Consider the following 22,772-nt stretch of genomic DNA (forward strand, 5'->3'; position numbering starts at 1 on the left):
GTCTAGGGTTCAATGTGCCCCTCAAGATGATGACCTGAGGGGTTGGGTGCGCGCAAGCGCAATTCCAGGTCCGGGTATTGCCCCACGGAAAACCAGAAGAACAGGCACAGGGCAGCAATTGTGGCAAAGAGAGTGAAGTAGTGAACCCAGGCTGGTTCTGGCCCACCGGGTAGAAAGTGCTTTTCTTCAACGCTGCGACGGCGATTTAAAATTAGCGCATAAAAAATGACTGTCGCAATCACAAAGATCAGGGACCAGCGGGTTTGTTGTCCGTCAGATCCCACCAGGGCCACAAGGCAGTACACCGCAGCAATCAGCAAAATCACAGTAAACAGTCCGTACTGCTGAGGCGGCATTTTGCCGTAGGCCAAAACCCGCAAAGCTACCGCAGAATAGATATAGGGCATCAGTGTCATAATCACGGCGACAGAGGCAATTTTGCCAAACTGCTGGCTGGCCGTTGGCGATATGGTGGAGAGTATCAATACAGACATCAACACGGCCACCAGGGTTAATCCGCCGGTAGGTACGCCTTTGTTATTGGTGCGGGCAAATAGTGCTGCAAACAGGCCATCATCTGCCGCCGCCTTGGCAGACTGCCCCACCAACAGTATCCAGCCGCCCAATGAACCGATACAGCCAATAGCGGCGCACAGGGCTACGACATTGGCCGCAGTATTTCCCAGTGCCAGGCGAGCAGCATCGGCAAAGGGAGCGGAGGAGCTGATTAATTCCTGGTTCGCCAGCATCCCCATAATGACCGATGAGCTGAGTACATAGGCAATAGAAGCCAGGATAACTCCCCCAACCGTTGCGATTGGGACGTTCTTGGTGGGGTCTTTTACCACTGCGGCGGATACAGAGGCGGTTTCCACCCCAATAAAGGCCCAGAGCGTGAAGGTCAGGCTGGCCATAATAGCACTGGGGTCGCTTTTGCCTGAGACATTCCAGCTGCTGGTAAAGTTTTGCTGGTCGAACCAGAACCAGCCAAAAATAGCGGTGCCGAGGATTGGAAGCAAAACCAGGCCGGTGGTGAGGGATTGGATGCGACCGACGGTGCGCGGGCCCAGTACATTGGCGTAAGTTAGCAGCCAGACCATGGCAACCTGGGCCATGGCAAAAGTCAGTGGGTCTTTTAACGGTGGAAAAAAATGGGTCAGATAGCCCAGGCCTGCAGTAATCAGCGCAACATTACCGATTACATTGGCCAGCCAGTAAACCAGATTGGTTTGGTAGCCAATGTAATCGCCAAAAGCGCGGCGGGCATAGGCATAGGGGCCGCCGGCTGCGGGGTAGATAGCGGCGAGCTTGGCAAATACCAGGGCTAGGGAGATAGCGCCGACGATGGTTATCAACCAGCCGATCAAAGAAATACTGCCGACTGCAGCGAGATTGGCGGGGAGCATAAAAACCCCGGAGCCCATCATATTGCCTGCAACCATCAGGGTTGCGGGGACCAGGCCTATTTTATGCTCCTCTTTGATAGGCGAGCCTATGGCGAGTCTCCCCGCAGGGCGTAAATATGATAGTGGCCGTCCCGCACCTCTACTCCGTGGTTATCGTGGGTAAAGCCTGGAAATTGCTGGTCGAAGGCTTCCAGAGTTCTCAAGTAAATCAATGCCGGACTATCTTCATCGCCAAAATTTTCGCCGGGCATTAGCAGAGGAATACCTGGAGGGTAGGGTACAACGCCTGTGGCTGCGGTACGTCCCGGTAACTTGCTTAGCGGAAGCATTTCCACATCGCCGCGAACCAGGGTTTCATAAGCTTGTACCGGACTGCAGTCAGCTCTAGGTAAGGCTGAAAACCCTGCAGACATTTGCACTGTGGTTTGCAATTTTTTCATGGAAGCAAACATATTGTCTGCAAGGTCGCGCAGCCCGATATTGCGATAGGCTGGGGACTTTTTTAAAAGGTTTGGCAGGCATTCACTCAAGGGCCGGTTGGCATCGAAGTCGCGCTTAAAGGCCAGTAAAGCATTGATTAGAGTGCCCCACTTACCCTTGGTAATACCGATAGAAAACAGGAACAAAATCGTAAAATCGGTAGTTTTTTCCACGATAATGCCGAGATTGTCCAGGTATTTACTGACGATGTTGGCAGGTATTCCAGATGCAGACAGTTTGCCATCAGGGTTTATCCCTGGGGTGGTAATCGATACTTTAATCGGGTCCAACATGCAGTAATCTGGCTCAATATCACCAAATCCATGCCATGACTCGCCGGGGTCTAATAACCAGCAGCTGGGCTCATGACACAGGAGCTCTGCTGGGGCGCTGTGAAAGGCGTAGTTGTGCCCGTTACTGGGGTCGGTGACATGCTCAGGCTGCCAACCTCCGAAGAACCACTCTTCTTTATCGCGATACTCCTGTTGCAAACGGGACAATACTTGTCGGAACGCTATGGCCTCAGCAATTGACTCCTCTGTTAATGCTTTTCCACCCGGCCCATCCATCATTGCTGCGCTCACATCATTGGAGGCCATGATGGAGTAAAGTGGGGAGGTTGAGGCATGCATCATAAAGGCTTCATTAAAGCGCCCATGCTCAATGGGTTTACGCCCATCGCGAATGTGAATCATCGATGCCTGGGACAATGCGGCAAGTAATTTATGTGTTGACTGAGTGGCAAATTTGCTCGGGCCATTTTTCGCGTCGGCTTCGCCCAAATCATACATTGCGAAGCGATCTCGATAGATAGGATTAAATCGAGCGTATGAGTACCAGGCTTCGTCAAAGTGCAGGCGATCAACGGACTCGCCGAGAAGTTCTTCCACTCTGCGCACGTTGTAACAGAGACCGTCGTAGGTGGAATTAGTAATGACTGCGTGAACGGCACGGGAGTTTTTGGCGTGCTTGGACAAAGGGTTTTGCCGAATAGCATTGGCAACAGAGCTGGCCGTCAACTGTTGGGGAGGGACAGGGCCTATGAGGCCGTAGTTGTTGCGTAGGGGAATCAGGTAGGTTGGAACTGCACCTGACATGGTGATCGCGTGTTCGACGGATTTATGGCAGTTTCGATCGCACAGAGCCAATTGCCCCCGGGTAACCGATGCCATCAATATCACTCTATTCGATGTCGAAGAGCCATTGGTTACATAGTAAGTGCGATCCGCACCAAATACTTTTGCTGCATATTTCTCTCCCTTGGCAATGGGGCCCGAGTGATCCAAAAGCGATCCCAACTCTGTTACAGAAACAGAGAGGTCCGAGCGCAACATATTTTCCCCAAAGAAATCGTAAAAAGCGCGACCCGCAGGGGATTTGAGAAAAGCTGTTCCCCCAGTGTGGCCGGGTGTGTGCCATGAATATTCATGGACCCGGGCAAAGTGGGTCAGGGCGCGAAACATGGGGGGAAGAATGGCGTGGCGGTATCTTTCAATCGCACTCTGGATGCGACCGCCGATAAAGGTCGGGGTATCTTCTAGCATCCAGATAAAATCGTTGGCTAATTCCAGGGCCCGTCGCGGCATGGTGCTGACAGTCTGCTGATCTGCCAGAAGGAATACCGGCATTTGGGGATTGCGGGCGCGAAGTTCTTCCAATACAACCAGGGCGGGGCATTTCGCTTCACCGGGCAGGGTCCAATTAATCAGCAGGCATTGGATCGCGGTGTTAGTACTCAGTATGGCGCAGGCATCACTACCACTGGTGGTTGTTATTACGTCAATTTTTCGCTCTGATAACTCTGCCTGTAGCCTCATGGCGGCGCGGCCGGGAGCGCTGTTGTCGTCGACTTCACTGCTGGCGATCAGGGCCAGCATGCTGTTATGGCGTTGCTGTCCGAAATGATGCATGAGTGCCGCACAAACCTTTTGTTGTGGCCTGCTAAAAAGTCTCAGCGCAGGAAATTGTCTCGCAAAAGATCTACCACCTCATCGGCGCGGCCGTTGAGTATTGCCTTAAGTCCGAACAGTGCGGTGGAGGTGACTTGCTGCGCTGTAACTTCCGGCGGCATCACTAGCTCCACGCGGTTCGTCGGTACGCTGAGTAGTGCCGGCCCGTCAGTGGCGAGCCAGCGCTTCATACTTTCCTCAAGCTGATCCGCACTCTCGATACTGGCACCACTGATGCCACAAGCTTCGGCAACGCGGCCGAAGTCCGGGTTATGTAAGTCGGTATAGCTGTCGAGAAGCCCCTCAATGCGCTGCTCCATCTCTACGAAGCCGAGGGAGTTATTGTTAAATACCAGGACTTTTAATGGGATTTTTTCTTGCACCAGTGTCAACAGGTCTCCCATTAACATGGTCATACCACCGTCGCCGCACATAGCGATGACCTGGCGCCCGGGATAGGCTTTGGCCATGCCCAGGGCTTGGGGGTAGGCGTTGGCCATGGTGCCGTGGGAAAGGCTGGTGAGAAATGAGCGTTTGCCGTTGGCAGTGAGGTCGCGGAGCATCCAAACCATACAGGCGCCGCCATCGGCGGTGAATACGGCATCCTCATCGGCCAGCTTGTTGAGCGTCTGGGCGACAAATTGAGGGTGGATCAGGCTGGGGTCTTTCTCTTTGCCGCGGCTCTTCATCTCTTCCCGATCTTTTTTGTATCGTTCGAGAAGGTCATCGAGGAAGGTGCTATCGGTGCGGGCCTTTAATCGGGGCAAGAGGGCTTCAATGGTGGGCCCCACATGCCCTACCAGGCCCATATCCACAGGAGCGCGTCGCCCCAGGTGCGGCGCTTCCGCATCAATTTGAATAATGGTGGCTTTTTTCGGGTAGAACTGGGTGTAGGCAAAATCGGTACCCAGACACAGTAACAGGTCACAAGTCTCCATGGCCCGGTAGCCCGCGGGATTGCCGAGAATCCCGGTCATGCCCACATGGCAGGGGTTGTCGTATTCGAGAAACTCTTTCGACTTGGTGGTGTGGGCGATAGGAGCGGCCAAGTGCTGTCCCAGTTTTACTACTTCATCGTGAGCGTGACGGCAGCCGATACCGCCGTAAATAGTGATATTTTTTGCGGCGTTGATTTTCTTTGCCAGGGCGTCGAGCTCAGAGTCAGACGGACGCGCTAGCCATTCAGGGCGATGTACCGACCAGGGCAGACTGTCTTTGGTCTTCTCCTTGAACAAGTCGCCGCTAATTTGCACCACCGCGACACCACCGCGAGTAAGCGCAGCTTGTGCCGCCTGCACAATCATTCGACGGGCTTGCTCCGGGTGGGTCATGGTTTCACAGAAGACCGAACACTGTTCGTAGAGTTTTTGCTGGTCCACTTCCTGTGGATAGCCGAACCCCTGTTCCGCACGGTCGATGCGGGATGCAATCAGTACCACCGGGGCGCCATTGCGATGGCTTTCAAAAATGCCGTTGATAAAGTGCAGGCTGCCGGGTCCGGCAGTCCCGGCGCAGACACTCAGCTCACCGGTAAGGTAAGACTCCCCCCCAGCGGCGAAAGCGCCCACTTCCTCATGACGCACATGTATCCACTCCAAGTCGGAAGTGCGTACCGCTGATGTAAAGTGATTGATGGTATCGCCGACAATGCCGTAGCACCGTTTGGCGCCGGCCTTGACCAGTGTATCGACAATAATCTCTGAAACGGTTTGCATAGCAATCTCCACAGATTGGGTGAGGCTAGCGGTTAATAGCGCGGCGGATCGACGCGTACTTGCCTTCTTCGAGCTTGATCGCAGGCTGAAAACTGTCTGCCTGTGCGGCCAGCCACCAGTGCCAGTAGGGCGTATCTTCTGGTGCGTCGATCAGCGAGTTGGTGTCAAGAAAATGCCAGATACGATCTATCGGCCTGGATTCTGCGCCATTAATTCGGTGAATCATGTGATAGGGTTTTAGGTCTCGGGGGTCGGTAAGCCCCGCGCCGGCCACAATATCCTCCAATGCTTCGAGGGTTTTTGCCTGGAAGGCCGCCGCTCGCTTGCTTTGCACATCCACCACTAGCCCACGCTGACGCCGAGGATCTTGGGTGGTAACGCCAGTTGGGCAGGTATCCGTGTGGCAGCGTTGGGATTGAATACAGCCTACGGAAAGCATGAAGGCCCGCGCCGCATTGCACCAGTCGGCGCCGATGGCCAAGCATTGCGCTAGTCCGGATGCGGAATAAACCTTGCCGCTGGCAGCCAGCTTCACCTTATCTTTCAGGCCCGCCCCCACCAGGGCATTGCGTACGATAATCAACCCTTCCAGCAGCGGCATACCCACGTGGTTGGAAAGCTCCAGCGGCGCTGCACCGGTACCGCCTTCGGCGCCGTCTACAACAATAAAGTCCACCAGTTTCCCGGTTTCGTGCATGGCCTTCATTATGGCCATCACCTCGTAGATATGCCCTACACAGAGTTTTATGCCTACCGGTTTGCCGCCGGACAGTTCACGCATTTGTTCGGCAAATTCCAGCATTTCAATGGGGGTGGAGAACATGGAGTGCGCGCGGGGGGATACGCAGTCCTGGCCGGGCGTAACCTTCCGGGTGGAGGCGATCTCCTGAGTTACTTTGGTGCCAGGTAATACCCCACCGTGCCCGGGTTTCGCTCCTTGGCTCAATTTAATTTCCGTCATTTTAACCTGGTCGTTACAGGCCTCGCGGAATAGGTCCGGGTTAAAGCTGCCGTCATCGTTGCGCGCACCGAAATAACCGGTACCCAATTCCCACACTAGGTCGCCGCCATGTTTGCGGTGATAGGGGCTGATACCCCCCTCACCGGTATCGTGATAGAAGCCGCCAATTGAGGCTCCTTTATTCAAGGCTTCTACTGCGGCAGCGGACAGAGCGCCAAAGCTCATGGCGGAGATATTTAACAGGGCGGCGGAGTAGGGCTGTTTGCAGCGGCCCGTGCCCACTTCAGTACGGCAGGAAGTGTCTGCATTTTTTTCGGGCTTCACTGAGTGAGTGAGCCAGGTATATTCCTCGCTCTGCACATCTTTTTCAGTGCCGAACGGATGCATATCGGAAAAACCTTCAGAGCGGGCGTACACCAGTCGTCGGGCTTCAATGCTGTAAGGGCGCCCCTCCTCATCACCCTCGACCATATAGGCGCGGAAATAGGGACGCAGGTTCAGGAATATCCAGCGAATGCGGCCGGCAACCGGGAAGTTCCGCGTAATGCTCCAGTGGGGTTGGAGCATATCGTAGATTCCCAGTAGTACCAGTGAAACGCTAATCAGTAGAGCCACCAGCCACCAGGCGCTGTTTGTAAACGTGAACACCAAGAAGAATGGGGTCAGGATAAGAGCGGTAATGGGGATAATTGCGCGCTTTATACCATTCCGGCCGGAATAGGCGCACCAGGGGTTGGAGCTACTCATAAAATCAGGTTCAGCATCGTTACATAAAGTTCCGATACTGAACCTAGATCATTTGTAAGGGTTCTGCCTTGATAAGGTCAACTAAAGGGCTTTTTCCCCTAGCTCGCCGCCAACGCAGGCAGTGAATTTTGCTCTGCAGGTAAAAACTCGATGGCAGTGACGATGGAGTAATCCTTCAGTTCATCCAGAATTTCATCCAGCTTCAATAGTTGCCAGCATGCGCGCGCGCCACTGTCTGAAATCTCACCGCGAAGGAATTTTCTCGCTAAAGCCACTGCGGGTGCTGCAGGAATCCAGACGCCATCGCCATCCATTCCAAGTATTTGCCACTGCCTACCAGCTGTCCTACCGTCAGCATCTTCACCCAGTGCGCGGACAATCATGCCGCCGTGAGAGCTGCCACCAGGCCAGCGGGCACTCAATTTATGGGCAATCTGTGCGATGCGGGAGCTTGTAGCGGGCAAATTTAGGCGCGAGAGCTGGGCGCACAAAGACAGGCCGGCCTGGAGAATCAGGGGCTCTGTCCCCGTGGAAAATAGTGCTGTGTTTAAATCTGGCAGGTACCTGGGGCACAACTCCAGGTCGGGTACTTCAAAGTCGCACAGCCAGCGTTTTCCCACAGGGTGGGCAAGACTTACCGAGCGCAGGTGATTGCCGGCAAATGATTCTCTCCAGCGCCCATCCCGCAATTGGGGGAAGCTCTCTCCCAGCGCTTCAAAACCGGAGCGCACGGTGGCGAGGCCGCGTTCTACCTTGTGTGCCGGAGCAATTGCCGCCTGCACGGAGCGAATGACCGGTAGCTCTTTCTGGATCTCAGCTATGGCTGCTGAACTGAGGCCGGGCAGGCTGCTGGCACCGGATACCATGGCGATACCGGCGGCCTCGGCGGCCGGGGAGAGACGGTGAAAATCACATACAAAGCGGCGCGCATCTGAAATATCGATGTAGGGTGTGCGGGCTTCAATGCAGGCTTTGGCCACCCGGTAATCGGTTTCTCTCTGGTAGGGGCCAGCGCAGTGGATCAATAAATCCAGGTGCAAGGCTTTCAGTTGCGCAGCCAAGTTGATGGAGTCTCGCTCCAGTCGTAACCCCTCGGCGAGGCCACCGAGTGATTGGGCGCAGCGGTCTGCCCGTGTCTTGTTATGGCCGGCAATAATCAGCTGGATATTGGGCTCAGAACTCAGCATTTGTGCAATACGTGCACCGAAATTGCCGTAGCCGCCGAGAATCATTACGCGTTTATTCAGGTTATTGATCACCTGGATGGAACTCCTGCCCCTTATAGTTTGTAGAGATCATGCATCGTGCCGGTGACTTAAATCAAGAGAATCTTGTCTGCGCCTTCAGCATACCGCCGTTGTCATTTCACTGTTTTGTATATTCTAAAAGTAACGTTCCGGATGATCTTGTGCAGTTTTATCAGATTCATTAGTGATCTTGTTTCGGGCAAATGACTTTTGGAGACCAGAATGGCCGGTTGGAGTTTATCGACTCAGGTCCCCCTATCGATCACTGAGCAGCGTATTTATGATTTGCATCACCGCAAGGATCTGGTCGACCTGATTACCCGCGCCATGGTTTTCAAAGGAGAATTCGATGTTGAACTGTTTAAGAAGTCCATTTCAGAGGTGGTAAATACCTATCCGATTTTTCGCTGTCGTTATAGCGGGGAACCGGCTGTTCGCTCTTTTGTAGATATTGAACTGGACTACATCGACATTCGCCACATAAGTGATACTCACTTCGAGAGCTTTTTGCGTCAATTTGGTAGCTCGCCAATGGATTTGACGCAGGACCAATTGTTGGGACTCAGTGTTCTTCGCAGTGGAGAAGATGAATACATTTTCTTGACCAAGTGTCACCACATCATTGCCGATGGGATTAGCTTGTCACTCCTCTGGTCTGAATCCTTGACTCACTATTTGGATAGTGTGAAGGGTAAGGATTATCAACCCAGGGTGGAAACTGCAGACTTTGCTGATTATGTGAATTATGAAAATACCTATCTGAGATCGCCGAGGGGGGATAAGGCGCGAAATCTTTGGCAGCAAAAGTTGCAATCCCAAAAAGATAAGATAAAGCAGTTGCCCCAATCGGAAGAGACCTCGGTTATTTGTAGTGAAGTAATCCAGCACATAGATGAGATTGAGCTGGAGCAGATAAAGGCATTGGCCAGCTCGGAGAATGTGAGTCTCTTCGCCTATCTGGCAGCCGCATTTCAGCAAGTTTTATGTGAATTCATACCTCACTCTTTTTGGATGAATGGCAATTTATCCCTTCGGCTAAAGAGAGAGTATCGGGAAGTGTTTGGCCCCATGTGCAGGTATGTCAACCTGATGGTTTGTAGGGATGAATCCTGGCAGGAGAAGCTCACGCGCCTGTCTGCGGAGATAAAGTATGCCATGCGCACGGTTTATGCTGCTGATGCAATTGGGCCTCACGGCCTGATTGGCCATCACCTCGATGCATCCCATTGCTACTTGGTGACTTTCCTGCAAACAGAGGAGCATCGGGAAGGTTTTTTTGCAGTTTATACCGGTGAAACTTCCGACTGGGTCAAATTGAATGACCATTTGAAAATTCGCATTGTCCCCCTGGCGACGCGCTTAACGCCATATGGCATCTATCTTTCTATTACTGTCTTTGGAAAGAAGTTGCGCTCTAGCTTTATCTACAATGAGAATTGCTTCGAACAAAAACAAGTAGAGGAAATGGTAAGTCGCTGGTGTGACAGATTATTGTGCGGGCCTGAAGATATTCTACCGCCGCTGTAAATAACGCTGTATAGGGACTGTAGAGCCAATTGTTATGTCAAGATGTGCCTTTGTGACCCTGGTCAATAGTCCGGATTATGTAATAGGTGCGCAGGCACTGAAACACTCACTGGATCGTACGGCCAGTGCCTATCCGTTAATTTGTATGGTGCCACCGAACAGCTGTGATGCAGCGCCATTGGAAGCGGCGGGCTGTAAGATAAAAGAAGTTTATACGCCTCGTTTTTCCGATGAGTTTATCCACCGCCATAAACGCGATTCTTTGCACCGGCGCGCGCCCTTTGATAAGGGTAGTAAGCCCGCTTTCCATGACCCATTGAATAACTTTTGTAAATTGGCACTGTGGCAATTGACCCAATTCGATAAGCTTGTTTTTCTGGATGCAGACACCCTGGTTTTGCGCAATATTGATCACTTGATGAATTATCCGGAATTTTGCGCAGCGCCCAATCTTTACGAAGACTTGGATGGATTTCATCGCATGAATTCGGGATTGTTTACTGCGGTACCGAGTGAAACGACTTACCAAAAAATGCTTGAGCAACTGGATCGACCAGGAGTTTTCTGGCGGCGCACAGACCAGACTTTTTTGCAGTCCTTTTTCCCTCGTTGGCACGGTTTGCCTTATATCTATAACGCCTTGCAATACCTCTACCTGAATTTACCCCAGCTGTGGCAGTGGGACAGTATTCATGTCATTCACTACCAATATGAAAAACCCTGGCAAAAACAGCACTCAAAAGTTGAAAAGCTCAAACCCCTGATCGACTTGTGGTGGGCTGTTTACGAAGGGCGAGATATTGCCGTTGATCTGGATGAGCTGGCCCGTGCTTAGAAAATAAAATCGAGAGAGGGAATTGTGAGAATAGGGATTACTGGCGCCAGTGGCTATGTGGGGCAATTTCTGGTCAGGCATTTTTTGCGGCAGGGCTATGAAGTGCGAGCATTACTGCGCAGGGAGGAAAGAGCAGCTCTTTTTAGCAGTATTGCTTCACCCAGATTGGCGTGGAGCGTCGGGGATATTACTTCTGATAAAACACTACAGACATTCGCCAGCAATCTGGATGTGGTGGTGCATGCGGCTTTCGAGCATCTTCCCGGGCGCTATCGAAATGGGGAGGGGGATGATCTCGAGGGTTTTTTACATGTAAACCTCAATCAAACCCTGGCATTAATCCGATTCGCCTATGCAGCGAAGGTAAAAAAATTTGTGTTTATTTCCAGTCGTGCCGTTTATGCCACTGGAAAGTTGAGCGGTTCTTTAAGTGAGGAGCAGGTTGTTCAGCCGGATACTTTCTACGGCGGCTATAAAGCGGCTGTGGAAGCCATGTTGTCTGCTTGGGCGTATCAGCGTGGCTGGCATGCGGTTTCATTGCGCTTAACTGGAGTTTACGGGCTGGTGAGTCCACTAAGTCGCAGCAAGTGGTATGACATCGCTCGAGCCGTGATATCTGGGGAAGCCTATTTAACTTCCCGGCTTTCAACGGAAGTGCACGGAGAAGATGTGGCGCGGGCGGTAGAGCTTTTACTGGAGCACGAAGATGCCCGGGGACGGGCAGTAAATTGTAGTGATTGCCTGGTTAGCAGTCGCGAGTTGGTGAAGATTCTAAGATCGATATCCGGACAGCAGGGACCGCTACCTTCCCAGCCACAAGTGAAACCGCCGGCAGTGATGGATTGCACTTATTTACAGGGGAAAGGTTTTCAATTTGGGGGTGTACAGCGTTTGTGGGAGACGCTTGGGGAATTGGTAGAGGCTGTGCAGCAACAGCAGAGCCTCATCCAAAACGCCGGTTCCTAACTGATCGGCCAGTGAATCAACTCCAGTGAGTCGTTGTCCGCTTTCAGGCACCAGGCATTCTTATCCCAGTCTCCCAGCACAACACGTTCCGCCGGTTCATCGTTGATTGTCAACGCGTGGCGGGCGGGCCGGTGGGTGTGGCCGTGGATCAGTCGGTGCACATTGTGCTCAAGCATCACCCGCTCCACTTCTTCCTGGGTCACATCCATGATGTCTTCGGCCTTGCGGCTGTTCATACTCTTGGATGCCATACGAATCTGCGCGGCAATAGCGCGGCGTTCCTGTAGGGACTTGGTCAATAGCTCTTGTTGCCACTTGGGGTCCCGGGCCTGGCGGCGGAACGCCATATACTCTTTGTCGAGGGTGCAAAGGCTGTCGCCGTGCATAAGCAACACGCGCTCATTACCGAGGGACAACGCAGTCGGGTCCTGAAGTAAAGTGGCTCCCGCGCGCTGGGCGAAGTCGGTACCCAGCAGGAAATCTCGATTGCCGTGCATCAGGTACAACTCTACGCCGGTACCGCTATAGCGACTTAACTCGCCAATCACTTCGCGGGCCAGCGGGGCATCGTCGTCGTCGCCAACCCACGCCTCAAAAAAGTCGCCGAGAATATATAGCGCCTCAGCACCGGCAGCTCGCCCGTGCAGGAAATCAAAAAACGCCCGGGTAATATCCGGGCGTTTTTCGTCGAGGTGCAAGTCAGAAATAAAATAAGTAGACAATGTCCCCGCCTTAGAGTCGGTACTGACCCGTGGAATTACTTATCGGCGTAGGCGTCAGAGATGCTGATACCGGTGATTTCGATAGTCTCCAGGGGTACGTCCTGGTGGAAGCCTTTGCTGCCGGTTTTAACGTCTTTGATTTTGTTGACCACGTCCATGCCGTCGACAACCTTACCAAATACGCAGTAACCCCAACCCTGAGAATCTTCGCTGCGGAAGTTCAGGAAATCGTTGTCCTTAACATTGATAAAGAACTGGGAGCTGGCGGAATGCGGGTCCATAGTGCGGGCCATGGCCAGGGTGCCAGTGTCGTTCTTCAAGCCGTTGTTGGCTTCGTTTTCGATGGAATCGCGGGTTTCCTTCTGCTGCATGTCTGGAGTCATGCCGCCACCTTGGATCATAAAGTTGTTGATCACCCGGTGGAAGACAGTGCCGGTATAGAAATCGTCACGGCAGTACTGCAAAAAGTTGGCAGCAGTCTTGGGTGCCTTTTCGAAATCCAATTCGATGGCTATATCTCCATGGGTTGTGTGAAGGGTGATCATAAAATGTCCTATGAGGGTTGATTTGGGGCGGCATGATACCTTGTAGTCTGTAGCTGTAAAATGCTGTGTCGGAATATCTGTGTCAATTGCACAAAAATCAAACGCTTGCAGTGAATTTCTATGAAAAGCGTTCCTTCAAATTCGATATTCTGTCTCTCAAGTAGGTTATAATTCGCCGTTTACGTTCGCACAGCTGTAAATTAAGAGAATCCTATGACATCCGAGAGCAAGCCAGCTCACTTTTTACAGAACCTTATCCGTGAAGATCTGACTGAGGGCCGGGTTACGCAGATCGCGACCCGCTTCCCGCCGGAGCCCAACGGCTACCTGCATATTGGCCACGCCAAGTCCATCTGTCTGAATTTTGGTCTGGCGCAGGAATTCGGTGGCACCTGTAATTTACGCTTTGACGACACCAACCCGGCCAAGGAAGAAGAAGAGTTTGTCGATGCGATTAAGCGCGATGTCTCCTGGCTTGGTTTTGAGTGGAATGGAGAGGCCAAATATTCCTCGGATAATTTTGATCAATTGTACGAGTGGGCACTGCACCTGATTAAAGAGGGCAAGGCCTATGTCTGCGACCTGTCCGCAGAAGAAGCTCGTCACTATCGTGGCACGCTGAAAGAGCCGGGCAAAAACAGCCCTTTCCGGGATCGCTCTGTCGAGGAAAACCTGGCGCTGTTTGAAAAGATGCGCAACGGTGAAATGGAAGAGGGCCAGTGCAGTTTGCGCGCCAAGATCGATATGGCCGCACCGAATATCAACCTGCGCGACCCGATCATCTACCGCATCAAAAAGATGGCTCACCACCAGACCGGTGATAAGTGGTGCATTTACCCCAGCTACGATTTCGCTCACGGCCAGTGTGATGCGATTGAGGGTATCAGCCACTCCATCTGTACCCTGGAGTTTGAAGATCACAAGCCCCTGTACGACTGGCTGATCGAGAACCTGCCGGTGCCTTCGCGCCCGCGTCAGTACGAATTTGCCCGCCTGCACCTCAACTACACCGTGGTGTCCAAGCGCAAGCTCAAGCAGTTGGTAGACGAAGGCCATGTGGACGGCTGGGATGATCCCCGCATGCCGACCCTTTCCGGTATGCGCCGTCGCGGCTTCACCCCGGCTTCCATTCGCAACTTCTGCGAGATGATCGGTGTAACCCGCTCCGACTCAGTTGTCGATGTGGGCATGCTGGAATACAGCATTCGCGACGATCTGGATAAAAATGCACCGCGCGCCATGTGCGTGATGGAGCCTTTGAAGATTACCCTGAAAAATTACCCGGAAGGCCAGGAAGAGATGCTGTCAGCACCTGGCCACCCGGTGCGCGATGATCTGCCGGCCCGTGAACTTCCTTTTGGCCGCACTCTCTATATTGAGAAAGAGGATTTCCGCGAAGAGGCCAACAAGAAGTACAAGCGTCTGGTGCTGGGCAAAAAAGTTCGCCTGCGCAACGCCTATGTGATCTTTGCTGAAGAAGTCGTGAAGAACGATGCCGGAGAAATTGTTGAGGTGATCTGCTCGGTTGATCTGGACACCCTGGGCAAAGATCCGGCCGACGGCGTTAAACCGAAGGGCGTTATTCACTGGGTATCTGCGGACAACAATGTCGATTGCGAAGTGCGCCTCTACGATCGCCTGTTCAATGATGCGGCGCCGGATGCCGGCGGTAAGAACTTCCTCGACTGCGTAAACCCGGACAACCTGCAAATCCTAAAAGGCTGTAAGGCGGAAATCGGCCTGGCCAAAGCGGAGCCGGAGCAGGGCTACCAGTTCGAGCGCAACGGCTACTTCTGTCGCGACAGCAAGTACGGCAGCGCGGAAGCGCCGGTGTTTAACCGCACCATTGGTCTGCGCGACAGCTGGGCCAAAGAGCAAAACAAATAGCAAGGCGGAGGGCTGCCCGAGCGGCAGTTTTCGCGGCTGGGTCAATGACTGGCCCAGCCACACAGCAAAAAGAATTCGAGAGAAAAGATGTCTCTACAGGTCTACAACACGTTTTCCGGGAAGAAAGAACCCTTCGTACCAATGGTGGAAGATCAGGTGCGCATGTATGTGTGTGGCCCCACCGTGTACAACCGCGTGCATATTGGCAATGCCCGCCCTGTGGTGGTGTTCGACACCCTGTACCGGGTACTGAAAAGAAATTTCAGCGATGTGATTTACGCGCGCAATATTACCGATATTGACGACAAAATCATGAAGACCGCGCGGGATAACGGCGAGGAAATCGGCGTGCTGTCGGCGCGCTATGCCCAGGCTTACTACGAGGATATGGCCGCGCTCAATAATCTGGAGCCGGATATCGTCCCCTACGCCACCCAGCACTTGCCGGAAATGATCGCGATGATCGAAAGCCTGCTGGAGAAAGGTCATGCCTACGCCGTCGAAGGCCATGTGCTGTTCGCCGTGGAATCCATGCAGGAGTACGGCCAGCTGTCCAAGCGCTCCCTCGACGATATGCTCGCCGGTGCGCGGGTGGAAGTGGCGCCTTACAAAAAGTACGCCGGCGACTTCGTACTGTGGAAGCCGTCCGCCGATGACGAGCCCGGCTGGGACAGCCCCTGGGGCCGTGGGCGCCCGGGTTGGCACTTGGAGTGCTCGGCCATGATCAAGAAGCACCTGGGTGACACTATCGATATCCATGGCGGCGGTCGCGACCTGACCTTCCCCCACCACGAAAACGAGCGCGCCCAGAGCTGCTGCGCCAATGGTGTGGATTTTGTGCGCTACTGGATGCACAACGGCTATGTAAATATCAATGGCGAAAAGATGTCCAAATCCCTGGGCAACTTCCGTATGGTCAAAGACCTGCTGAGCCAATACCCCGGTGAAGTGCTGCGTTTCGCACTGCTGTCTGCCCACTACCGTTCAGAACTGAATTTCAGTGCTGATTTGCTGGATCAGGCATGGCGCACCCTGGATACTCTCTATGGCGCACTGCGTGAAACGGAAGCGGTTGAGGCTGAAGCGGCAGATCTTAATGACACCGCCTTTATCAAGGCGTTGGAAGACGATCTGAATACGCCGATCGCCATCAGCGAATTGCACCAGATCGCCCGCGACCTGAACAAAGCCGATGAGGCGGATAAAGCACGCCTGAAAGGTTTGCTGCTGGCTGCTGCAGATATGCTGGGCATTCTCCAGCAAGACCCGGAAGCCTGGTTCAAACAGGCCCGTGGTGGAGATGAAGGTATTTCTGCCGAAGAAGTTGAAGCACTGATCGAAGAGCGCGCACAAAGCAAGAAGAACCGTGACTTTGCCCGCGCCGATGAGATTCGCGAAGAGTTAAAATCCAAAGGTGTGGTGCTTGAGGATAGCCGCGAAGGGACTAAGTGGCGCCGCGAATAGCGCGGTCCCTCCCCGAGACACGGATAGACTTGAGACACCGATAGATTTTCCCCGGTTTGGCACATTGCGGCCGCCGGGGAAGTGAAATTCGAATTTCATTTGTAGAAGCGAACCATGAAAAAAGTATTTGTCCTGACCAGCGCTGTGATCGCCCTTATCGCACTGACCGGCTGTGAGCCCAAACGGGGTTCCGATGCCTGGTGCGAGAAAATGGATGGCATTCCCAAAGGGCAGTGGACTTTTGACGATACCCGCGACTACACAAAATATTGTGTCTTCAACCAAAAGCCGGAAGAGGAATAAGCGGGCCTATAGTCGTTGTTCTTCGTCGATTCCTACCAGCACTTCTTCCGCCCGCTGACCGGTAAATACCGCGAGCAGGTGGTTGAGTGCTTGCGTCTTTTGTATGAGCGTCTGTACACCGCCAAGGCTGACTACGGTGAGTCTTTGCTGCGGGAACAGATTCTGGAAATTTTTGCCGAGGCCCTGACCCGCGCGCCCCAACTCGACAGCGAGGACGGTGTGCAGGACCCCGAGGGCCGCTTCCGCAACCTGCGCGATCAGGCCGTCTGGGTACTGAACAGCCTGGTGGAGTTCGGTTGGCTGGAGAAGCAGGTGGACAGCGCCACGCTCACCGCCACCTATCCGTTTAGCCGCCGGGGCCGCCTTTTCACTCAGCCGCTAGTGGAAGTGAACGGCACCCGCGTGCGCACCCGCCACCGCAATACCCGCAACACCTTAAATGCCCTGGAAGCCTTTGCCAGCCGAGGTGAAATCCACGACTTGATCGATGCCTGGGAATACTCCGAACGTATCGTGGCGGATTTCACCGATATGATCGCCGAGCTGGAAGAGCGCAAGCGGGAAATGGTGCGGGAAGTGGAGGCCCAATTGCTGGTGCACCAGGCCACCGATGAGTTTTTCTCCTTTATGGAGAGCCGCTTCCAACCGGACCTGGCTATCCGTTTGTCTGCGGACAGCGTGGAAAAACATCGCGATTCCATCAACCGGGTGATTGACTGCATTCGCCGCAAGGAGGATATGCAGAAAGCGGAGTGGGAGAAGCGCCTGCGCCAGCTGCTGCCGGAGTTGATGCAACCGGGCCACTCCCTGCTGTGGCTGATGCTCGATACCATCGAGGACCGCATGCGCCGCGCCTGCGAGGTGAAGTTGCCCGCTTTGCGCCGTGCACTACAGGGCTTTACCAAGCGTGCCGATATTATTATCCGCCAGCTCAGCTACCTGCATAGCCAGGCCGAAGGTGAATTTGCCGACCTGTGCCAGCGTCTCGGCGAGAGCCAGCAAAAAACACAAATTCTCGAGCAGCTGGGCGAACAGTTAGGTGGCTTCCAACTGCGCCTGTTTGACCCCAAGCAAACCCAGCTGTGGCAGCGCAATCGCCGCCAGCCGGTAAATACCCGGGTCGAAGATGAAACCCCCATCGGTGAAGAAAACCGCCGCGAGATCGAGTTGCAACAACTGCTCGACCAGGCGTTTAACTTCAATAACAGTAACCTGCGCGATTATCTGAGTGATGCCCTCGGCACCGGCCGCCAGATCAACAGCCGCAACCTGCCATTGCGTGATGCGCGTGATCTGCTCGCTATGAGCCATGTGATCGAAGCAGCGGCGGTGAACCAGAGCGGCGCCGCCGACCTGCAGGTGAAATTTACCGGTGAAATCGCCAGCAATGACTTTTTCACCGAATTTGACGAATATATCCTGGAGCTGAAAAACAGTGATTGAACAGGCTTTGGAAGAGGCCCTGGCGCAGTGTCGCCTGAACCGCAGCGAATTTTCCGAGCTGCTGGTGCGCCTGTTGGATTACGGCGTTATCTGCCGGGATGAAAGCGTAATTGAGACCACGCTTTACGATCGCTTCCAGCGCTGCGAGCAGCTGGTGCGCGAGTGGTTGGCCCCGCTGGGGTTGCGTTTGCAGCACGACAGTCGTTTCCAGTTTATCCGCGTGTATCCGCCCGGCGCCGAAGTGCCGGGTTTGCCAGATCAGGAAGAGCCGCACCACGGCGGCTTCCGCGCCCGTCTCAGTCAGCAGGAAGTGGCCGCGATTCTCGCCTTACGAGTGGAATACGATAAAGCGCTGCGGGAAGGGCAGGTGGATGAGAGTGGTTGCGCCGCGCTATCGATGGAAGCCCTGGAACTGGGCATGCGCAACTTGCTGAAAATGTCCCTGCCGGATAAGCACGCCGAGCGTAAAAACCTGCTGAAGAAATTGCGCCAGTTGCGCCTGGTGCAGTTCAGCAGCGAAGAGGTGGAGACCAGTGCGGAAGTGTGGCTGCGCGTGCGCCCGACCATCGCCCACTTTGTCAGCGAGTCGGTATTGCACCAGCTGATCGACAGCGAAGTCCCGCCCGCCGCAGAGAGCCAAGTTGCCGAAACCGATAAGGTGGGTGAGCTTGAAGAAGCGGAAATAGAGCCGGCGCCTGCGCGCATCACCCCAGAGGTCGAAGACCACAGCTTATTTGAGAGTGAAGCGGCTTCTTAGCTGAAAAATAGAGGCCGCAACAGCGGCCACAAAAAATAGACAAATACTCGACCGCCGGGGCCTCGAAAAAGGGTAGTGGCTTTCCGCCTGCCAAAAGACCCTGCTTTTGAAAAGACCGTTTTTTTGAAAAGACTATGTTCCTAAAAAAACTGATCCTGATTAACTGGGGTAATATTCCGCAGTTGGAATATGATTTCGGCCCGATCAACCTGTTTTCCGGTGGCAATGGTTCCGGTAAAACCACCGCAGCCGATGCCATCCAGACATTGATGACCGCCGCCCACGACACCCTGTTTACCTTTAACCCGGGGCAGGATGAAACCACCCAGCGCGGGCGCGGCGGCAAGCAGGTGCGCACGCTCGCATCCTACGTGTTGGGTTGTGACGACGGCAGCTATGCCCGTGTTGAGCCCACCGACTGTTACATCGCCGGTATTTTTCATCCCACCAGCGGTGAAGACGACGCTGAGCCTTTTACCGCAGTGATGGGTATTCGCGCACACCTGGATAACAGCAGTAAACCCGCCCAGGCCCGCCAAAGTGATTTGCGCTTTTTCGTATTCCCCGGCGAACAGTTGGTGATGGGGGATTTTGTCCGGGATTACACCGATGGCAAACATTTACTGCCACTGGATAAATTCAACCAGGTCCTGAGCAAACAGTTCGAAAAAGTCGAGCAGTACGACAAGAAAAAGGCCTACCTGCGCCGCCTTTACGGTGCCCTGCGCGGACGCCGCGATGCGATCTCCGATCGCGAGGCTATGCACGCCGCTCGCACCTTTGCCAATTTTATGGCCTACAAGCCAGTAAAAAGCATCAACGATTTTGTCGCCCAGGAAGTGTTGGAAAAACGCGATCTGGGTGATGCCATCCGCTCCGTCTCCGAACTGATGAAAACCATCCACAGCATGGAACAGGAAGCCCGCCAGATTGTGGAGCGGGTCAGTTCCCTGGAGGCCATCGCCCAGTCGGTAGAGCTCTACCGGGAGCAGTGGTTGCAGTTGCGGGTGCAGGAATATTTGTGCGCACGCCACCGCCAGCAGCGGGTGCAAAAGAGTTATCTGAGCGGCAAGAACGACCAGAAAAAACTGCGCAGTGATCTGGACAACAATGAGCGTGAAGTGCGCGTCGCCTCCGAACGAGTCGAGCAGCTCAATGGCCAGCTGGTGGAGCTTCAAGCCCAGCGCCTGGGTATCGATGCACTGCGCAATAAGGACGAACTGGAACAGCGCATTAACAATGCTCTGAGCCTGCTGTCCCAGCAACACACCCCCATGTCTGCCGAAGAAGCCCGCTGGCGCGAGAACCGCGAGGCCGCCGAAGAATTATTAAACCTGCTCAACTCCACCTCTGCCGAGCTGGAAATTCCGGCCTTCTCCGATAAGGCACTGGTGCAGGCAATTAAGCAGGTAGCCCGCGAGGAAGACCTGCCGGATCTGCACAAGTTGTTGGGCAAGGACTGGATCGATCTGGCTGCATTGGAGCCATTGCGCGAACGCGCTGCCAGCAGCGAAGCTCTACAGAACCGCCTCTTCGATCTGCTGGATAGCAGTGGCAAAGCTGGCGCCAGTGATGAGGTTTCTCCCAAAGAGCAGATTGCCCAGCAGGCCTCCCGCTGGGAGCAAAAAGTCCAGCAACTGCAAAAGCAGCTGCGCACCCAGGAGAGCCGCATTCAGCATCTCCAGGCCAACCGCGTGCGTTACCCCCAATCGGTGGAAGCGGCCCTGGCCGCAATTCGCGAGCAGTGCCCTGAAGCGGAGCCCCGCGTCCTGTGTGATTATGTGGAAGTGCTGGATGAGCGCTGGCAGATGGCGATTGAAGGCTATCTGGGCGGCGCGCGCTTCTCGATTATTGTGGAGCCGGAACACGAGGCCCGCGCTATTCGTATCGTGCGCAGCCTGCCCGGGCGCAACAACCGCGCCCGCGTGATCCAGGGGGACAAAGCCCGCAGAGATGCGGAGCGCCTGGATACGCCGTCGGGCTCCATTATCGAACTGATGGAATTCACCCATAAAACTGCCGAGCACTATTTGCGCGCTTCTTACGGTGCCGTGGTGCAGGTGGAGGATGAACACGAGCTGCGCGGCACCCGCCGGGGTCTGACTGCCGACGGTATGGCCAGTGGCAACTACAGCATGTGGCGCTGCGATATGGACGATGCCGAGTTGGTGTTCGGCCAGGGCGCCCGCGCTCGCGCACTGGCGGCGCAGCAGCGCGCTATGGAGCAGTTGCTGGAAGAGGCCGCCCACGTCAACGAGCGCCACCAGCTCTACCGCCGCGTTACCAACGCGGTGCGCGGACTGGCGAATATCAAGCTGTTGTCCATTGTGGATTCCGCCCTGGCGGCACAGCGGGAATGGCGCAGCGCCGAGCGGGCTCTGGAAAACCTGGACCTGAAGGACTTCGAGCAGTTCGAGCAGCAGGTTGATGAACTCAAGGCCCAGCTCAAGGACCATCAAAAGCAGTTATCTGATCTGCAGCGCAAGACTGGCTCCCTGGAAACGAAATTAAAGAGCAACGAAAAACTCTTATACGCCCTGTCTGGCGAGCTTGAGTCCCTGGACGATGCCGCCAGTGACAGCGAGGAAATGGTAAGGCGTATTACCGCCATCGACCCCACTTTCGATGCCGAGCAAGTACTGGTTACTGCTGATGAGCAGGTAGAGCGCGCAGCTGACAACTTCGACTTCTCAGCGGATATCGAAAGTTGGCAGGGGCAGCTGGAGAAATACAGTCGCCAGTTGGATCGCGCGGTGATGGAGTACAACGCCACCTGTGCCAGCGTCGATACCCTGGTATTTGAGCCAGACTTGAGTGGCGGCCACAAAGATGGTTTGTTCAAGTTGATCAGCGGTCTCGGCGATCAGGTAGAGACCCTGCGCAACCGCCTGAAGAACAACCTGCTGGTGGAGCGCCACGATCAATTGCTGGGATTGAAAAAATCCTTTAACACCACTTTTGTAACCCACTTGTGCCACGCTATTTACCAGTCCATTAACGATGGTAAGCGCGTGTTGGATGATCTGAACAAAGAGCTGGAACACCACCGCTTTGGAGCCGACCGCGAGCGCTTCCGTTTCGACTACCAGTGGGTGGCGGAATTCAAGGAGTACTGGAGCTTCTTTAAGGCGGTAATTGAACTGCCGAATCTGGGTGAAGAGCAGAGCCTGTTCGACACGGACTTGGCTCCCAAGCACCGCAAGGTGCGGGATCGCCTGTTGAGTATGCTGCTGAGTGAAGACGAGCAGGTAGCGCGGCGCGAGCTGGATCGGATCAGCGACTATCGCAACTACCGCAGCTATGAGATCTATAAGGAACCGGAAGGCAAGGAGCCGATTGCGCTCAGCCAGTACGGCACCGGTTCCGGCGGTCAGCTGGAAACGCCGGCTTATATTATCCGCTCCGCAGCGGTCACTTCGGCCTTCCGCTTTGGTGAAAGCGGCAGCCATTTGCAAATGGTGCTGGTGGATGAGGCCTTCTCCAAAATGGATGAGTCTCGCTCCAAGGAAGTGATCCGTTACCTGACCGAAACCCTGGGCTTACAACTGCTGTTTATTATGCCCAGCAGTAAATCCGGTCCTTTTATGGACCTGATCTCGAATCAGTTTGTATTCAGTAAGTGCCCCAGTGCAAAGCCCATCGGCCAGCTGAATACCCGGGTGTATGTCGATCGCAAGGTGTGCAACCAGGAGCGTATCGCCGAACTCTGGGCCAATCACCGCCGCACGATTCGCCAGCAGGCGTCGCTGGATTTTATGGACCTGGTAGAAGTAGAGGGATAGGTATTTTCGGGGGAAACCCCTCCATTGGCAGGGAGG

Annotated in this window: 16 protein-coding genes; 9 read left to right on the top strand and 7 right to left on the bottom strand. The window is 54.4% G+C overall.

Features of this window, described 5'->3' with window-relative positions:
• Positions 1-2: 2 nt before the first annotated feature.
• The 5 genes from adiC to ACYX4J_RS07045 form a co-directional block, all read right to left on the bottom strand.
• The gene (adiC, locus tag ACYX4J_RS07025) at positions 3-1,496 is read right to left on the bottom strand and encodes an arginine/agmatine antiporter (protein ID WP_476178647.1); all 1,494 of its coding nucleotides are present in this window, start codon (positions 1,494-1,496) and stop codon (positions 3-5) included.
• Complete coding sequence (locus ACYX4J_RS07030) at positions 1,493-3,796, bottom strand: Orn/Lys/Arg family decarboxylase (RefSeq protein WP_476178176.1); 2,304 nt, start codon at positions 3,794-3,796, stop codon at positions 1,493-1,495. Before ACYX4J_RS07030 ends, adiC begins: the two co-directional genes overlap by 4 nt.
• A gap of 41 nt (positions 3,797-3,837) precedes the next feature.
• Positions 3,838-5,550 carry a thiamine pyrophosphate-dependent enzyme gene (locus ACYX4J_RS07035; RefSeq protein WP_476178177.1) on the bottom strand — a complete coding sequence of 571 codons (1,713 nt, stop codon included), beginning with the start codon at positions 5,548-5,550 and terminating at the stop codon, positions 3,838-3,840.
• Between the two features lie 25 nt (positions 5,551-5,575).
• Positions 5,576-7,258 carry an FMN-binding glutamate synthase family protein gene (locus ACYX4J_RS07040; protein ID WP_476178178.1) on the bottom strand — a complete coding sequence of 561 codons (1,683 nt, stop codon included), beginning with the start codon at positions 7,256-7,258 and terminating at the stop codon, positions 5,576-5,578.
• A gap of 98 nt (positions 7,259-7,356) precedes the next feature.
• Positions 7,357-8,517 (bottom strand): saccharopine dehydrogenase family protein, encoded by a 1,161-nt coding sequence (locus tag ACYX4J_RS07045; protein ID WP_476178179.1) that lies wholly within the window; start codon positions 8,515-8,517, stop codon positions 7,357-7,359.
• 210 nt (positions 8,518-8,727) lie between these two features.
• Here ACYX4J_RS07045 and ACYX4J_RS07050 point away from each other — a divergent pair, with 210 nt between their 5' ends.
• The 3 genes from ACYX4J_RS07050 to ACYX4J_RS07060 are packed head-to-tail and all read left to right on the top strand — an operon-like array spanning position 8,728 to position 11,833.
• Entirely contained in the window at positions 8,728-10,032 is a 1,305-nt protein-coding gene (locus ACYX4J_RS07050) for a condensation domain-containing protein (protein ID WP_476178180.1), read from the top strand.
• Between the two features lie 34 nt (positions 10,033-10,066).
• Positions 10,067-10,867: a glycosyltransferase gene (locus tag ACYX4J_RS07055; protein WP_444907847.1), complete on the top strand. Its 801-nt coding sequence runs from the start codon at positions 10,067-10,069 to the stop codon at positions 10,865-10,867.
• 24 nt (positions 10,868-10,891) lie between these two features.
• The gene (locus tag ACYX4J_RS07060; RefSeq protein ID WP_476178181.1) at positions 10,892-11,833 is read left to right on the top strand and encodes an NAD-dependent epimerase/dehydratase family protein; all 942 of its coding nucleotides are present in this window, start codon (positions 10,892-10,894) and stop codon (positions 11,831-11,833) included.
• On the opposite strand, the gene ACYX4J_RS07065 is transcribed toward ACYX4J_RS07060, so the two are convergent.
• Positions 11,830-12,555, bottom strand: coding sequence for a UDP-2,3-diacylglucosamine diphosphatase (locus ACYX4J_RS07065; RefSeq protein ID WP_444907849.1), 726 nt, complete (start codon positions 12,553-12,555; stop codon positions 11,830-11,832). The genes ACYX4J_RS07060 and ACYX4J_RS07065 overlap by 4 nt on opposite strands.
• Positions 12,556-12,590: 35 nt before the next feature.
• Positions 12,591-13,100, bottom strand: a complete 510-nt coding sequence (locus ACYX4J_RS07070; RefSeq protein ID WP_108733726.1) for a peptidylprolyl isomerase — start codon at positions 13,098-13,100, stop codon at positions 12,591-12,593.
• A 213-nt stretch (positions 13,101-13,313) separates the two neighbouring features.
• Between ACYX4J_RS07070 and ACYX4J_RS07075 the strand changes: the two genes are divergently transcribed.
• The 6 genes from ACYX4J_RS07075 (at position 13,314) to ACYX4J_RS07100 (ending at position 22,736) form a co-directional block, all read left to right on the top strand.
• Positions 13,314-14,987 (top strand): glutamine--tRNA ligase/YqeY domain fusion protein, encoded by a 1,674-nt coding sequence (locus ACYX4J_RS07075; protein ID WP_476178182.1) that lies wholly within the window; start codon positions 13,314-13,316, stop codon positions 14,985-14,987.
• A gap of 87 nt (positions 14,988-15,074) precedes the next feature.
• Entirely contained in the window at positions 15,075-16,451 is a 1,377-nt protein-coding gene (cysS, locus tag ACYX4J_RS07080) for a cysteine--tRNA ligase (RefSeq protein WP_476178183.1), read from the top strand.
• Positions 16,452-16,565: 114 nt separating this feature from the next.
• Positions 16,566-16,754, top strand: a complete 189-nt coding sequence (locus ACYX4J_RS07085) for a DUF3012 domain-containing protein (protein ID WP_108733723.1) — start codon at positions 16,566-16,568, stop codon at positions 16,752-16,754.
• A gap of 15 nt (positions 16,755-16,769) precedes the next feature.
• Complete coding sequence (locus ACYX4J_RS07090; RefSeq protein ID WP_476178184.1) at positions 16,770-18,197, top strand: Wadjet anti-phage system protein JetA family protein; 1,428 nt, start codon at positions 16,770-16,772, stop codon at positions 18,195-18,197.
• On the top strand, positions 18,190-18,954 hold the full coding sequence (locus ACYX4J_RS07095) for a DUF4194 domain-containing protein (RefSeq protein WP_444893397.1): 765 nt from the start codon (positions 18,190-18,192) through the stop codon (positions 18,952-18,954). The genes ACYX4J_RS07090 and ACYX4J_RS07095 overlap by 8 nt, the downstream gene beginning before the upstream one ends.
• 134 nt (positions 18,955-19,088) lie before the next feature.
• Positions 19,089-22,736: an ATP-binding protein gene (locus tag ACYX4J_RS07100; RefSeq protein ID WP_476178185.1), complete on the top strand. Its 3,648-nt coding sequence runs from the start codon at positions 19,089-19,091 to the stop codon at positions 22,734-22,736.
• Positions 22,737-22,772: the final 36 nt, after the last annotated feature.

This window comes from Microbulbifer sp. ABM4_008 (genome assembly GCF_056311705.1).